This is a genomic window from Microbacterium sp. PI-SA-G (assembly GCF_057215335.1).
In genome coordinates, this window is sequence record NZ_CM170103.1 from 1,888,899 (window position 1) to 1,903,706 (window position 14,808).

Annotated in this window: 15 protein-coding genes; 1 reads left to right on the top strand and 14 read right to left on the bottom strand. The window is 68.7% G+C overall.

Annotated features, from left to right (window positions below; genetic code table 11):
* Positions 1 to 6 precede the first annotated feature (6 nt).
* A complete protein-coding gene (locus AC2D10_RS09265) occupies positions 7 to 477 on the top strand; it encodes a recombinase family protein (protein ID WP_484707287.1) in 471 nt (156 codons plus the stop codon).
* A gap of 29 nt (positions 478 to 506) precedes the next feature.
* Here AC2D10_RS09265 and AC2D10_RS09270 read toward each other — a convergent pair whose 3' ends face one another.
* From AC2D10_RS09270 to AC2D10_RS09335, 14 genes are all read right to left on the bottom strand, one after another.
* The gene (locus AC2D10_RS09270) at positions 507 to 1,280 is read right to left on the bottom strand and encodes an FHA domain-containing protein (RefSeq protein WP_484711838.1); all 774 of its coding nucleotides are present in this window, start codon (positions 1,278 to 1,280) and stop codon (positions 507 to 509) included.
* 62 nt (positions 1,281 to 1,342) lie between these two features.
* Positions 1,343 to 1,903, bottom strand: a complete 561-nt coding sequence (locus AC2D10_RS09275) for a GAD-like domain-containing protein (protein WP_484707288.1) — start codon at positions 1,901 to 1,903, stop codon at positions 1,343 to 1,345.
* A 10-nt stretch (positions 1,904 to 1,913) separates the two neighbouring features.
* On the bottom strand, positions 1,914 to 2,555 hold the full coding sequence (locus AC2D10_RS09280; protein ID WP_484707289.1) for a polymorphic toxin type 15 domain-containing protein: 642 nt from the start codon (positions 2,553 to 2,555) through the stop codon (positions 1,914 to 1,916).
* Positions 2,555 to 3,256 carry a WXG100-like domain-containing protein gene (locus tag AC2D10_RS09285; RefSeq protein ID WP_484707290.1) on the bottom strand — a complete coding sequence of 234 codons (702 nt, stop codon included), beginning with the start codon at positions 3,254 to 3,256 and terminating at the stop codon, positions 2,555 to 2,557. Before AC2D10_RS09285 ends, AC2D10_RS09280 begins: the two co-directional genes overlap by 1 nt.
* A 95-nt stretch (positions 3,257 to 3,351) precedes the next feature.
* Positions 3,352 to 3,993, bottom strand: coding sequence for a hypothetical protein (locus AC2D10_RS09290; RefSeq protein ID WP_484707291.1), 642 nt, complete (start codon positions 3,991 to 3,993; stop codon positions 3,352 to 3,354).
* A gap of 3 nt (positions 3,994 to 3,996) precedes the next feature.
* On the bottom strand, positions 3,997 to 4,698 hold the full coding sequence (locus tag AC2D10_RS09295; RefSeq protein WP_484707292.1) for a WXG100-like domain-containing protein: 702 nt from the start codon (positions 4,696 to 4,698) through the stop codon (positions 3,997 to 3,999).
* Between the two features lie 111 nt (positions 4,699 to 4,809).
* Complete coding sequence (locus tag AC2D10_RS09300) at positions 4,810 to 5,676, bottom strand: hypothetical protein (protein WP_484707294.1); 867 nt, start codon at positions 5,674 to 5,676, stop codon at positions 4,810 to 4,812.
* 33 nt (positions 5,677 to 5,709) lie between these two features.
* Positions 5,710 to 6,327, bottom strand: coding sequence for a hypothetical protein (locus tag AC2D10_RS09305; protein ID WP_484707295.1), 618 nt, complete (start codon positions 6,325 to 6,327; stop codon positions 5,710 to 5,712).
* Positions 6,328 to 6,339: 12 nt separating this feature from the next.
* A complete protein-coding gene (locus AC2D10_RS09310) occupies positions 6,340 to 7,029 on the bottom strand; it encodes a hypothetical protein (protein ID WP_484707296.1) in 690 nt (229 codons plus the stop codon).
* Between the two features lie 3 nt (positions 7,030 to 7,032).
* Complete coding sequence (locus tag AC2D10_RS09315; protein WP_484707297.1) at positions 7,033 to 7,731, bottom strand: hypothetical protein; 699 nt, start codon at positions 7,729 to 7,731, stop codon at positions 7,033 to 7,035.
* A gap of 82 nt (positions 7,732 to 7,813) precedes the next feature.
* Entirely contained in the window at positions 7,814 to 9,499 is a 1,686-nt protein-coding gene (locus tag AC2D10_RS09320; RefSeq protein WP_484707299.1) for an ABC transporter substrate-binding protein, read from the bottom strand.
* Between the two features lie 29 nt (positions 9,500 to 9,528).
* The gene (locus AC2D10_RS09325) at positions 9,529 to 9,750 is read right to left on the bottom strand and encodes a hypothetical protein (RefSeq protein WP_484707300.1); all 222 of its coding nucleotides are present in this window, start codon (positions 9,748 to 9,750) and stop codon (positions 9,529 to 9,531) included.
* Between the two features lie 129 nt (positions 9,751 to 9,879).
* Positions 9,880 to 10,173 carry a WXG100 family type VII secretion target gene (locus AC2D10_RS09330; RefSeq protein WP_484707301.1) on the bottom strand — a complete coding sequence of 98 codons (294 nt, stop codon included), beginning with the start codon at positions 10,171 to 10,173 and terminating at the stop codon, positions 9,880 to 9,882.
* A gap of 107 nt (positions 10,174 to 10,280) precedes the next feature.
* Positions 10,281 to 14,795 carry a type VII secretion EssC family protein gene (locus AC2D10_RS09335; protein WP_484707302.1) on the bottom strand — a complete coding sequence of 1,505 codons (4,515 nt, stop codon included), beginning with the start codon at positions 14,793 to 14,795 and terminating at the stop codon, positions 10,281 to 10,283.
* Between the last annotated feature and the right edge of the window lie 13 nt (positions 14,796 to 14,808).

The window sequence follows — 14,808 nt, forward strand, 5'->3', positions numbered from 1 at the left end:
TGCGCGATGACCGAAACGATCGATCCCATGAAGGCCACAGCGACGGTCGACGATGCCCTGACCAGCCCGCTGCACCTGCCGCACGCGGCCGCAGAGTGCCCGAAGTGCTTCACGGAGCTGCAGAAGAACCGTGACTTCTGGCTCGCACGCCCCGACGGCTCACGCCTGGTCGGCCTCGTCGTCTCTCGCGAGGGGATGCCGCCGGTGCACGAGCAGCGTGAGGACCTGACCCGGTTCGGCGTGCCGATCGAAGGCTTCCGTCACCCGGCGCCCGACATCCTCGAAAGCTGGAGCGACCGGCTCACGCGACTCATCGCGACCCTGCGTCCCGGCGACGTGGTCGTGGTCGCGAACATCACCGCGCTCGGACGCGACCCCGAGGAGGGCGCGCGCACGGTCGCCGACCTGCGTCGCCACGGCATCATCGTCAAGGTCCTCAACCACAACGCACGCCACCTCGCCGACGCCGTCCGCTGATCTCGAGTCGACCGCGAACCCGCGGCGGATCAGTCCGCGTCGGGATCGATCTGGTCGCGCAGCGCCTCGTCGTCGAGCAGCGGAAGATCGGCACGCGTGACGACCTGCGAGGTCACCGCGTACTCCACCAGACGGGCCCGACGGTTGGTGGCCAGCTTGCCGGGGCCGCCGCGCAGCCCCTGCACGCCCATGCGGTCGAGCTTGTCGCAGACGTTGTCGAGCTTGCGGTTGAACTTGCTCATCGTCCAGCCCAGCCGCTTGGCGGCATCGCTCGACGACGGCAGCTCGTTCATGCTCACACCCTCGCGCCGCAGCATCGGCTCGGCGAGCGCCACCATGAGCTGCTTCTGCAGTGCGGTGAAGCTCGCCGGCATCACCGTGGTCTCGCCGCTCATCGACGACTCCACCTGACGCGAGACCTCGTACGGGGCCTGCTCGGTGTGCAGGCTCAGCTCGTACGTGAAGGGTCCGGCGGTGAAGACGATCACGCTGCGCTCGAAGACGAGCGGCATGCGGGCACCCGGCGACAGCCACGACTGCACGGCACCGCCGGCGCTCGAGATCGTGGCCGCGAGACGCACGCCGATGTTCGCGAGCCACCAGAGGCCGTCGCGGTACGTCAGCTCGAGGAAATGCCGGTGCAGATACGGATTGTCGTCGATCTCGAGGTCGCCCTCTCGACCGATGATGAACGGTCGGTCGAAGGGCACGTCATGCCACTCCCCCGCGAATTCGACCCGCAGCGGCGCGACCGCTGTCTCCGTCTTCGTCTCGGCGCTCGCCAGCTCCGTCGCAGCATCCACTTCAGTCACGAGATGACCCCCCACGCAACATACTGCCATGGAGGGGCGCGGCTGTGCGGCGGTCAGTGCCCGATGACGCCCTGAAGGTCGACCGCGACCTGGATCGAGGCGATGGTCTCGCGCTTGTGCAGATTCTCGACCTTCGCCTCTCCGCCCAGCGAGAGCAACGGCACGAAGACGAAGGACTGCTCATACGGCAGCTCGCCGTGCGCCTCGACCGCCTGCGGGAAGATGTCCCAGTGCAGGTTGTCGGAGAGCTCGTCGGGCCCGTCGAGATCGACCATGAACAGGAAGTTGTCGACCGTGGTGTTCAGCCCCACCGTCCGGCCCTCACGGTAGAGGATGCCGACGACGCCCGTGCTGGGCTCCCAGGTGATCAGGTCGCCCAGACCGGTGACCATGATCGGGATGGCGATCCCGTCGCCCTGCGTCTTGCCGATGCAGTCGCCGACCTTCTCCTCATAGAGCTTCGGGTCGATGATGCGCAGGAACCCGTGACCGAAGGTCCCGTACCCGTAGCGTTCCCAGACCTCGACGAGCTCGTCAGGAACGCGGCCGCGATACTCCTCGATGATCTCTGCCGGGACGGGGGCGTGAGCGACGAAATCGGAGATCTCAACCATGCTTTCCAACCTATCGGAGGACGACGTTGATGTTGACGTTGTTCAGATCGACGCCGGGGTTGTTCCGCACGAAATCGATGATCGCGGTGTCGATGTCACCCACGCGCGACCTCCACTGGGAGCCGAGCGAGGAGTTGATCCGCGAGTCTCCGACGCCGGAGATATCGGTGACGTTGCCGCCCGCGATGCCGTCGAGACGGTGCAGAGCCGCCTGGGTGCTGAGCCACTCCTCGGCGTGCTGCCTCGCGCTGTCGCGGCTCTCGCCGGCACGACGGAGCTCGGTGATCTTGGCGTTGAGCGCGGCATCCCGAGCGTTCTGCTGTGCCCGGAGCGAATCGGAGGTCCGACCGTTCTCGAGGTAGTCGATGCGGTTGCGCAACCAGTCGGCGGCCGACATGCTCCGCAGCGTGTCCATCTGCTCGTTGTACTGCCGGTCGTACTCGGCGGAGTCGTGGTTCCGGTTGCGGTTGAAGGGGCGGACGCTGACGTCGATGCTGTCGTCGAACCGGTCGATGTCGCGCACCTGCCTCACGACGTTGTCGAGATGGTCGTTCATGTTGTCGGTCAGCTGGTGCAGCCGGTCGCGCGCATGGACGCCGCCCTTGAGCGCGGCCTGCTTGAGTTCCCGGATGATGGGCTTGATCGCGCTCATCAGTCGTCCCCTCCGAAGTCGAGCGCGGAGAACTCCGCGAAGAACGTCGACGTCACGGTCTGGATGTCGGCGCCGTGCACCTTCATCGTCGACTGCGCCTCTTCCAGCGCCGCCAGGTCGGCGTGGAACTCGTCGGAGTCCCCTGCCGTCGCCTCGACCATGGGCGCATCGAGGATCGCGTCGATCACGGCCGGCAGCTGCTCGGCCAGGGGCTCGATCGCCATCGGCGCCAGCTGCATCAGCAGCTGCTCCACAGCGATGTCGACCGCCGCGTTCAGCAGCTTCTTCTTGATCAGCAGCATGGGCCCCGCCCCGGCCGCGGTGATCGGATTGGTCAGCATGGCCACGAGAGTGATCAGCGTGGAGGTCACGTCGACGATGACCTTCATCTTCAGCGCGAAGATGGCCTCGGCTCCGATGTCCATCGCCTCAGCCGCGGGCGGCATGATGTCGACCAGTCTCTGGAGGTTCTGAGAACGGTTGGCGTTCCAGGCCCCCATGGTCGCCGGACCTGTCTGCCCCCGCAGCGCCCCGACGAGATCGCCGTTGACCTTGCGGTCGACGGCCTGGATCACGTCCTCCAGGTCGGTGCCGAGATTGCGCACCAGCGTCGCGCCCTTGCGCACCTCGTCCTCGTCGATGTCCGGCCACTCGAATCCGAGCTTCTCCATGACCCAGACGAGCTCATTCGGCAACATCATCCCCACAGCGACCACCTCCGGAATCGAATGTACGGTTCGGGCGCCAGGGGCACCATGGGTAGGACTTCCCAGGTGGAGGTGCCCATGGGGGCCGGTCAGTCAGCCGGCCGCGAGATCTCGATGCTGACGAACCGCGAGCCCGGGACTTCCTTGACTTCGAACGTCGCACCGTCGAGAGATCCGGGGTCGAGGCCGAACCGGGCCGCGATCTCGGCGTTGCTCAGACCCGCAAGGTCGCCGGCTTCTCCCGCGGGTGCGAGGAACTTCATGTCGCCCTCACCCTTGCGCCCGTACTTGTCGGGATCGTCCTGACCGATCGCGTCCTCGTAGAGCTCCTCGACCAGCTGGCCGGGCACCTTGCCCGGGATGCCCTTAATCTCGTCGCCGATGTCGCCGGGCACGCTCGTGACGCTCTTGCCCACCGAGAGTCCGAAGTCGCGCGCGGCGTTGTAGTCGGGGTCGGCGTGCCTCGGCGTGTGTCTCAGGGCGTCTGCGGTGCTGCGCGCCTCTTCGCGGATGTCGTAGTCCTTCGCGTGCGACGTGGGCTTCTTCGGGGGGTCGGCGCGGTGGCGTGGCACCTCGTTCGACGCGCGGCGGTCGACGCCGCGGATCGCGTCGGCATCGGCTCGATGCTTGCCGCCGCGCTTACGGAACGCGCCGGAGAATCCCTGCTTGAACTCGCGACCCGCGCCGTCGACGGCGTCGACCAGGTCGCGCATCAGCTTCTTGATCATCATGATTCAGTCCCCCGAGATCTGCAGATTGGCGAGGTCGGCGAGCAGGCGATCGGTGAGATCCTCCACGTCGACGGCATGAGCGTCCATCTCGTCGGCAGCCTGGTCGAGCGCCTCGAGATCGGCGAAGAACTCGTCGGTGTCGCCGATGTTGTCCTCGACGACCGGCGAATCGAGCAGCGCCTGCACGATCACGGGCACCTGATTCGCCAGCGGCTCGACCGCCAGCGGGAGCACCTGGTTGATGATCTGCTCGAGAGTCATCTCCATCGTGAACTCGAACAGCTTCTTGCGTGCCAGGATCAGCAGCGCCGCGCCGCCGGCCCCGAAGGGCCCAGCCGCGAGCAGCGGGATGAGCTGCGCGAGCGTGATCGTGATGTCGACGATCACCTTGACCTTGAGGGCGAGCACGATGTCGGCGGCGATGTCGATGCCGCTGGCCGCCGGGCCCAGGACGTCGAGCAGCTGCTGCATGTTCTCGGAGCGATTGCGGTTCCACGCCGTCACATGGGCGCTGCCCGTCTGCCCCCGCATGGCCGCGGCCAGGTCGCCGTTGATCCGACTGTCGGCCGTCTGGACCAGACCCTCCATGTCATCGCGAAATGTGCGCACCAGATCCGCGGCCTTGCGGACCTCGTCCTCATCGATGTCAGGCCATTCCAGACCCAGCTTGTCCATCACCCAGATCAGATCGTCCGGCAACATCATTCCCACAGTGACCACCTCCGAGGATGACGCTATCGGGGCAGGCGCGGCAGACGCGATGGGGAGATCAGCCCATCACCGTGCGGGGCGGCGGCGGACGCCCGGGGATCGGCGTCAGGACGCGGAACGCGGCGGCTCGCCGGGCACGAAGTACCGCAGCGGAGACAGACCGGTGCGCACCACGGCGTCGCCGGCGGCGGTCAGGAACTCATCCATCGTCGCGACACTGACCGAGCCCGACGGATCGGCGACCATCACGTTGTCGACGACGGGCAGCAATGTCGCCGTGCCCTTCGGCCACGCCGCGAAGGTGAGCGTGACACCGTCTTCGCGCACGTGGACCTTGGGGTCGGCGAGGTGCACGTCAGGACGCCGCAGCGCGACGGACTGCGCCTCATACGCGCGAACGCTGAACAGACGGAGCACCCGGTGGAAGCGCGGGGCAAGGTTCGGGAGCCGATCGATCCAGGCGAACGGTGCCCATGCTCCCTCGTGCAGGATGACCGGGTGGGCGCTCACCAGCGGCGTGCCGGCGTCGTAGAGGGCTTCGGCGAGGTCCAGCACGCGCGCGACGCCGGCCTCGTCGTCGCTGCCCACGATCGCGAGTCGGTCGCGCGACAGCGCGAACACGAGGGGTTCCGCGTCGAGCGACATTGCAGCCGCTCGCGCCGGGTCGACGAGCACCGCCGCGGCCACCGACTCGTCGTCGACGAGGATCACGCCGTCGACCGGTTCGGGAAGAGCGCCGGCGGAAGCGACCGCCTCGGCCACCACGTCAGGGAACGGCCGCTCGGAGCCTTCGACCTGCCCCTGGGTGATCGCCACGCCCGCGTCGTCGAGTCCGACGAAGAGCTCGCCGCCCACGTACATCACGCGCGGATGGGCGGCACCCGGAGCCGTCACGGAGAGCACGCCGAGTTCGTTCGCGCCGTAGACCCGCGGAGCGACGATCACGTCGGTGTCCTCGAATGCCTCTGTCATGAGCCCTGCCCCTCGTCGTATGCCTCTGCCAGGCTATCTGTCGCGCGCCGCTTCTCCGGCGTCCTGAGCCGAGTGCAGCGCGACGACGTCGGCCCACGACCAGCGCACGTCGATGCCGCGCACCGGCTTGCCGACCCGCCGCTCCGACACCCAGCTGACCGGCACGACGTGAAGCGCCAGTGAAAGCGTGCCCTCGTCCTCGACACCCGCCGTCACCAGAGCGAGCCCGGTCTTCTCGGAGTACGTCCAGCAGTCGACGTGCGTGGCACCGGCATCGCGCAAGGCAGCCGTGTACGACCCGATGCTGTCGGACCGTTTCTCGGTCAGCGACAGCACCCGCCAGTTGCCGGCCCAGTACATGCCCGCATTCTGCATCTGCGAGGCGAACGCCGCGATCTCCTCTGACCCGACACCCGCGCCCTGCGGCTCTCCGCGCCAGGCGAGCGGCAGGATCGTCGCCTCGCCCCGCACCAGCAGAGGGTTCTCCGGCGACAGCCAGCCGTCAGCGTGAGCGTCGAGCGCGGCCGGTGGCAGGCCACCGGCATCGGTCATCAGCGACCGCCCCTCGAAGGGAAGCAGTGCCCCCTCGGTCACCGAGGCCGGGCCGAAGACGGATGCCGCGTTGCGGTGGAAGTCCTTGTCGATGTCCACGCGAGGGTCCGCCTACGAGCCGTACGGGCGTGCCGTACCCGGCCAGTTGGTCGGGATGTAATCGCCGTTCTTCCATCCGGTCGACGTCTCGGGGATGTCGATGACCGCTTCGGGGATGCCGCTGGGCAGGTATCCGCCCGGAATCCACTTCTCGGCGTCGGTGCCGCCCTCGTTGCCGGACGGCATCCGCAGGCCATCGAGCTCACCGGGGCCGAAGTCGCGGAGCTGCACGTCGGCGCCGACGAAGAAGTTGTCGGGAAGGCCGAGCGAGGCAGCGAGGTCCTGCGGCGTACGGGATTGGTCCATGAGTCGCTGCAGCTGATCGGTGGGGAACACGTACGTGGTCCCGTTGTTGCCTGGCCCATAGGCGTCGAGACTCTCGGTCCGGTAGATCCGGGTGGCACCGTCGGCGAACTGGTCGAGATGGTTCTGGATGTAGTCGGTGTCGAGATAGTCCTGCGGGTCGGGCCGGTCGCCGTTGCCGGCGTTGATGATGTCGTTCGGCGTCCAATCCGTATCGCCCCGCCAGCCCTCGGTGAGCGCCTCGGGCACGCGGTCGACGTCGTTGACCCCGTCGACGTTGCGGTTCTGCTTCTGCCCGTGCTTGCGGAACATGTCGGCGAGCTGGCGCACATGAACCGGCGCGTCGTCGAGGGCGCGCAGCAGCGGCCGGATGGCGGAGGATGCGATGTCTTTACCCATGTGTCAGTCCCCCGTGATGTTCAGGCTCGACAGATCCGACATCAGCCGCTCCGTCAGCGTCTCGACGTCGCCGGCGTGCTGCTCCATCTCGCCCTCGGCCTGCTCGAGCGCCTGCAGGTCGGCGTAGAACTCCTCGGGGTCGCCCGCGACGGCTTCGACGATCGGCGACTCCAGTGCCGCCATGATCACGCCGGGGAGCTCTTCGGTCAGCGGCTCGATCGCCATCGGGAGCAGCTGCTCCAGGAGTTGTTCGACGGCGATGTCGACCGCGGCGTTGAGCAGCTTCTTCTTGATCAGGACCATCGGCCCGGCACCGACCGCGGTGATCGGGTTGCTGAGCATGCCCATCAGCGCGATCATCGTGGTGGTGACGTCGACGATGACCTTCATCTTCAGCGCGAAGACGGCGTCGGCGGCGATGTTCATGCCCTCAGGCACCGGCTGCAGCAGATCGAGCAGCCTGTCGAGGTTCTGGGAGCGATTGGTGTTCCAGGCGCCGACGTAGGAGGGACCGGCCTGACCGCGCATGGCCATGGCCAGATCGCCGTTCACCTTGCGGTCCATGACCTGGATCTTGTTCTCGAGCTCGCCGCGGAACACGCGCACCATCTCCGAGCCCCGGCGCAGTTCGTCCTCATCGACGTCAGGCCACTCGAAACCGAGCTTCTCCATCACCCAGATCAGCTCGTTCGGCAACATCATTCCCACGGCTCCACCTCCACAGATGACTCTACGAGGTGCGGGCGGCACGCGGCGATGGGGAGAACCACCCAGAACGCTCCGTTCACGGCACGACCGCCCACTGCGTGAGGCCCGAGGTGAGCGACCCCGCCGCTCCGTCGCGCGGCGCGATGCCCGTGACGTCCTTGTCGATCAGGGTGACCGTGGGGTTCACGGCGATCGGCAGCACGACCGCCGCGCGCACGATCGTCGACTCGACCTGCGCGAGCTGCTCGCGCGCGGCATAGACGTCTGCGGTCTGTGCGAGTTGCGTGATCAGCGCGTCGCGCTCGGGGTCGGCGTTGCCGGTGAGCGACGCGGCCCCCTGGGTGCCCCACTGCGCGGCGATCTGCTGTGGGGTCTGCGGAATGGGCACGCGCGAGATCACGGCGTCCCATCCACCGAGTCCCACCGCGGTGTCGAGGTCGTCGGTGCCGCAGTCCTCGGCCTTCCAGCCAGCTTCGGCCGCGGCATCGCGCAGGGCCGCGAAGGCACCGGCCGCGAACTCGCTTTCCCGGTCATAGAGCACGCAGACCCCGGCACCGGCTGCGATGCCGGCGCTCTCACGGTCGACGGCCGCGTCCTCGGCGGGCGTACCCAGCGCGGTGGCGAAGCCCGAGTCCGCCGAGACGATGTCGTACGCGCGTGATCCGGGGGCGGACAGGATCGAGGTGGATGACGTGTAGGCCGACGCCCACACGCCCCCGCCCCGCTCGATCAGAGCGCGCGCGGGAACCGCACGCAGGAAGGCGGCGCGCGCCGGTGCCTGCGTGAAGATGCCGGCCGGGTTCAGCGACACGGCCCAGACGGTGCCGTCGTGCGACGTGTTGACCGTGAAGTCCTTGCGCTCGAGCTCGGTGATCGCCGCGCGGTTGACCGTGAGCGGGGCGACCTGCACCGCGTCGAGCGTCTGCCCGACCGCGGTGATGGGGTCGTCGCCCGGCGGGACCAGCTGGATGGTGGCGACCTGCGGCGTGACCAGCCCGCGGTACGACGCGTTCGGCACCAGCGTCACGCTCTGGCCGGCCTCCTCGGCGGCGACGTCCTGCACCCGGAACGGACCGCTCGACAGCAGCAGGTCGGCGGGGACGTCGCCCTCCTCGGGGAGCGTGAACCCCTCGTCCCACACCTTCCCGAGCGACGCGAGGGCGGCACCGTCGCCGTCCTGGATGGCGGTGATCACCGCCTGCTTCGCCTCCATGGCATCGTCGACCCCCAGTGCCCGCTGCGCGACGACGTGCGCGGGCACCGGCGCCGAGACGGCGCTCTGCCACCCGCGCGTCGGCTGCGGGAGGGTGACCTCGATCGACCGCGCGAACTCGTCGATGCGCGGGACCTCGGGTTCGGCATCCGCCTCGGCCTGCTCGCCCCCCAGGAGTCCGGATGCCGCGGCCCAGCTCAGCAGCAGATCGGCGGCGTCGAGCGGGATCCCGTCGGACCACGCGGGCTCCGCGAGGTCGTACCGCACGGTGAATGGGTCGTCGCTGACGATCGTGACGGTGCCGAACCCCTCGTCGGCGACGAACTCCCCGTCGACGATGTCGCCGAAGTCGGCGCGGATCGCCTCGGCGATGTCGAGGTTGCCCCGCGTCGGAGCGGCGGCGGCGTTGGCGGAGGTGAACGTGCCCGCCCACCCGGCCGTGATCTCGGTGCCGGCCACGACGGACTCCGGCAGCGCCGGCGCACACGCTGCCAGGGTCACCGCGAGCACGGCGGCGAGCGGTGCCGCGATGCGGCGTCTTCTCGTCATGGCGCGAGAGCCACGACCGGTCGACCCCGTCACACCAGGTCGGTGCCGGCGTCGCCTTCGGCCATTTCCCGGAAGCGCTCGCTCTCTTCGCTCTCGAGCCAGGCACGCGCGTGCTCCAACAGGACGGCTGGCGACTCCTCCGCCTCGACGGCCGAGCCGAACGGGCCCAGCGTGTCTTCCGACGGGCGCTCGTCGGCGCGCAGCACCGACTGCGTCGTCAGGTTGTACCAGTAGGGCTGTCCACCGCTCATCAGCTCTGCACTCCGCTCATGTTCCCGTTGTCCCTGATTCTATTCGGCGCGCCCCCCCACAGCGCCCCATGCACAGAGGTCGCGGCCCCGTCATCCGACGGAGGCCGCGACCTCGATGCGTGCGATGGATCAGCCGCCGGCGAGCTCGGCGTCCTTGTCGCGGATCGAGTCCGCCATACGGTCGAGCGCCTGCGCCATGTCGTTCACGGCCTCAGCCGCGTCGTCGAGGGAAGCGGTGAGCTCCGAGTAAGCGGTGGAGTACGCCTCCGACGCGTTCTCGGTCTTGAAGCCGTCCTGCACCAGGTCGTCGATGACTCCCTGCAGTTCCTTCAGTGTGTCCGTGACGGTGCTGCGCCCGTCGCGAAGACGCGCAGCCGCGCTCTCCATCTCGCTGTACGTTGCCCCGAAATCATGTCCGGCCATGAGAATCCGCCTCCCGCATTCGTTTTCATCAGGCCGTTTCGGCCTCTTGAGTCGAGGTTAGCCATAAAAGCCCGACCGGCAAACGGGGAGCGGTACCCATGGCACCTCTACCCATCAGAGGACAGATCAGCCACGAACGGCATCTGCATCGTGATGGCGCGACCGGCCTGCACGAAGATTCCTCGACCCACCGGGAAGTCCGCGCGCTTGACACGGCCGAACGGCGACTTGAAGATCGCATCGCCGTCGTACGTCTCGGGCTTGAGCACGATGCCCTGACGGCCGGACTTCCATTCACCCAGCACGCCGATGCTGCCGCTGGCGCGGCTGATCTCGGCCTCGCCGATGAGCATGTGATCGCTGTTGTTCATCGCCTGCAGCAGCGCACGCATCGGCCGGTCGGCCGGTCCGTCCGCCAGGTGCGGCATGTCCTCGATCACGATCAGGATGCGACCGGCGGCCGCGTCGCTCACCACCAGCTCGGCGAGCTCGGTCGCGAGCTCCTTCTCGTCCTCCGCCTTCGTGGCGCTGCGCACCCACGGACGGAAGTCCTTGAGCTCGGAGCGACGCGAACCGAAGTGGTACATGCGCACCGACGGGTCGAAGCGCTCCATGGCCACCACGAGCGCCTTGAGGGCGTTGGTGCGACCGGAGGCGGGCGGACCCGAGATGACGAAGGATCCGATCGGCTCGAAGCCGTGCGGGGCGAGCGTGTCGTCGGCGACGCCGAACACCGGCATCCCCTCGACCGTCGCCGGCATGTCCTCGACCGGGACCATCGTGGGCAGCGCGCCGATCTCGGGCAGATCGCGCACGCCCTCGGCGCGCAGCCGGTCACCCAGCTTCGCGAGCGCCTTGGTCTGCTCCACCACGTTCAGGGTGCCGCCGAGCACGGCGATCTGCGCCTCGTGCCCGTCGACGATGGCCCGGCCGGGAGCCGACTGGTCGTCGAGCACGTCACGCGGAGCGCCCAGCAGCATGTACTGGCTCGGGTCGCCCATGCGCAGCACCACGCGGCGGGAGATGTTCGCGGCGACGGCACTGGGCACCGCGTTGCCTCGGTCGGCGGTGATCACGGTGTGCACGCCGAGCGTGCGGCCCTCGCCGAGCATGCGCATGAAGATGCGGTAGAACGGCCCACGCCCCGGCGCGACCTCCCAGTCCTTCTTGAACTCGGGGTAGTTGTCGATCAGCAGCAGGATGCGTGGCATGCGGGGATCCACCAGCTCGCGGTACTCCTGGACGGAGGCCGCACTGGCCGCCGAGAACGCGGCCGCACGACGATCCATCTCGCCGTCGAGCGTGCGCAGCAGACGCTGGATGCGCTCGACGTCGGCGCCGTCGACGACCGAGCCCACGTGCGGCAGGGCCGACAGCGCACCCAGCGCGCCCGAGGCGAAGTCGAGGCAGTAGACCTGCACGCGACCGAGGTCGGGCCGCATGCCGGCGGCGGTGCCGATCGTCTTCAGCAGCGTCGACTTGCCCGAGCCGGACGTGCCGTAGATCACCAGCGAGCCGTCGCGGTCGGGCACGAACACTCCGGGCTGCTGCAGCTGCTTCTCGGGCACGTCGAGCAGCGCGAGCGGGATGCGCGTGTCGCCCTCGTTCGGCAGGTCGTGCAGGTCGACCAGCGGTGCGAGGTCGTCGAGCCACGGGCGCCGCGGACGCATCAGCTGCGCCTTGTCGGCCGCGTTGATGAGGGTGGACACGATGCGCTTCTGGTCGTTCGGGCCGAGGTCCTCGAGGTGCGAGTCCGACTCGGCCGGACGGTCGGGCTCCCACTCGCCGCTCGCGCCGAAGCGCAGCTCGGCCACCCGCACGTCCGCCGTGGCAGAGTCGTCGTCAGCCGTCCAGCCACCGGCGTAGGCCGACTGGAACGGCACGAGACGGCCGGGACCGGTCTTCGCGATGGCGCGACCGGGGATGGAGGCCGGGAACGTCGAGGCGATGCCGTCGTCGACCACGTCGCGCGAGTCGGCCTCATCGGCCATGCGCAGCGCGATGCGCAGGTTGGTGTTGGCGCGCAGGTTGTCCTTGATCACGCCGGCCGGTCGCTGCGTCGCCATGATCAGATGGATGCCGAGCGAGCGACCGCGCTGGGCGATGTCGACCACGCCGTCGACGAAATCAGGCATCTCGGACGCCAGTGCGGCGAACTCGTCGATCACGAGGACCAGCGCCGGCGGGCACTCCGGGTCCTGACGCTTCTCGAGCTCGAGCAGGTCCTTGGCCTTCTTGCGGTTGAGCAGGTGCTCGCGGTGCTGCAGCTCGGCGCGCAGGCTGGTCAGCGCCCGGCGCACGAGGTGCGGGCTCAGGTCGGTCACCAGACCCACGCAGTGCGGCAGCTCGACGCAGTCGGCGAAGGCGGAGCCGCCCTTGTAGTCGACGAACAGGAACGTGACACGGTCGGGGCTGTGGGCTGCGGCCATGCCCAGCACCCACGCCTGCAGGAACTCGGACTTGCCCGCACCCGTGGTGCCACCCACGAGCGCGTGCGGCCCCTGGGTGCGCAGATCGAGCGCCATGGCGTCGCTGGGTCCCTGGCCGATGATCGCGCGCAGGGTGCCCGACTTCTTCAGCCGCGGGCGCGGAGTGGGGCTGCGGTCGACGATGGTGTTGTTCTGCCGCCAGCGCTCGATCACGACCTGCGGGTCCTCGGCGATCGCGGGGTCGACAAGCTGCAGGAACATCACCGAGTTCGGGATGTCGGAGGAGTCGTGAACCACCGTGCTGGCGTCGACGACCGGGGCGAGGCGGCGGGCGAGCATCTGCATGTAGGCGTTCGAGACGCCCTCGACCCGCACGTGCTCGAAGTTCTCGCCGTTGCGGACCAGACCGACGTGGGCGTCCTCGAGGCCGGTCGTCACATCGATGTAGCTGCGGCACACCGCCGGGAGCGACTCGACCGTGGGTGAGACGAACACCGCGTGCACACCGTGATCGGCGCCGCGCTCGAGCACGTCGGTCAGGCGACCGCGGTCGACGGGGGCATCACCGGTGACGAAGACGACGACCGACACCGGTGGCGTCTTCTTGTGCTCGTTCGCCGCGCGCGAGACGTCGGTGCCGTAGAGCAGCGGGTTCCAGTCCTCTTTGAACGGCCCCCGGGGTTCGCCGCCGCCCTCGGCCGCCGCGGCCCGAGACACGTACTCCTCGAGCGTGCTCAGCAGGGCGGCACTGGTGGGTGCCGAGTCGGCGAGGGCCATGTCGCGGAACGGGCTGCGCTCGCTCGAGGTGTGCGGCATCCACTTGAGCCAGTCGAGCTCGGGCGTCCACGCCGAATCCGCGAAGGCGACCGCGATCAGATCGTTCGGGGCGTGGAGTCCGAACAGCTGCACCGCGACGCCGCGCATGGTGTCGGCGACCGGACCCTGGGGTCCCGCGATGCCGATCGAGCCGGCGTCGGCGAAGGTCTCGAACACCGGCACGTCGTCGACGAACGCGTATCTCTCACGAAGCCGGTCGACGCGGTCGATGAAGTCGGGCAGGCCGTCGGGCGACTCGGCGTCGTCGATGCGGTTGCGCGCCGGGAGTCGACAGCTGCCGAGCCGCAGGCCCAGGAAGTTCCAGTGCTCAGGGCGCCGCGTCCACAGCAGCGGCCCGAGCCGCATCGCGTGATCGAACACCTCGGCCACCGGCGGGGCCTCGGCGTTGCGCGCGCGCTCCTCCTCGGGCTTGCCGTGGAAGAAGTCCTCTTCCAGCTGCTCGTACTGGCGCTCGAAGAGGAGGAACTCGTGGTTCTCGCCCTTCTTGCTCTGCGCGGCCTGGTTGATGATGTTGCCGAACGCCATGAGCGGCGTCATCACGATCATCAGCAGCGAACGCGGGTTGCCGTTGAGCGCGTACAGCGCCATGCCCATCAGGATCGGCGCGATCAGGATCGGCCACGGGAACATGCGGCCGATCTTCTCGGTGGGCAGCCGCGGGACCTTGAACAGCGTGCCCGGGTAGCGCACCTCGACGCGGGGGCTGCGGTTGAAGAGCAGACCGCCGCCGCGCTCGATGATCGGGTCTTCGGTGGCCGAGCCGTCGAACGAGCGCGTCAGACGCAGCACCAGAGTGGTGCCGCCGATCACGAACGGCTCGCCCTCCTCGACGCGCACGCGCTGCACGGCCAGACCGTCGACCAGCACACCGTTGGCGGAGTTCAGGTCGACGACCTCGATGTGCGTGCCGACCTCGAGTCGCGCATGCCGCTTCGAGACCATGGGATCGACCAGGACGACGTCGTTGCCGGCATCGCGACCGAGGAAGACGGGGCCCGCAGCGATCGGGAACTCCTGCCCGGCGAGGGCACCCGAGATCGCGACCAGCACGCCCACCGTGTCGCGCTGCCCCGCGAAGGAGTAGTCGGGGCCGTAGTTGATGATGGATACCGCGAAGCCCGAGCCGATCGCCGCCTCGCCGATCGGCACGTCGGGCTGCAGCGGCACCAGGCGCTCACCCGTGGGCGGTGCGACGGCCAGCGTGAGCACGTCTCCCTCGGCGACCGGGACGGAACGGGTCGGATCCGCCTCGGCCACGTGCCGGGCGACGTCACCCGCGGTAGCGGTCGAGTCGGTCTTGATGACGATGTCGACCGGGTCGCTCGACTGTCGGTGCAGGGTCAGCTTCAGCCTCATGAGGGTCCCTCGG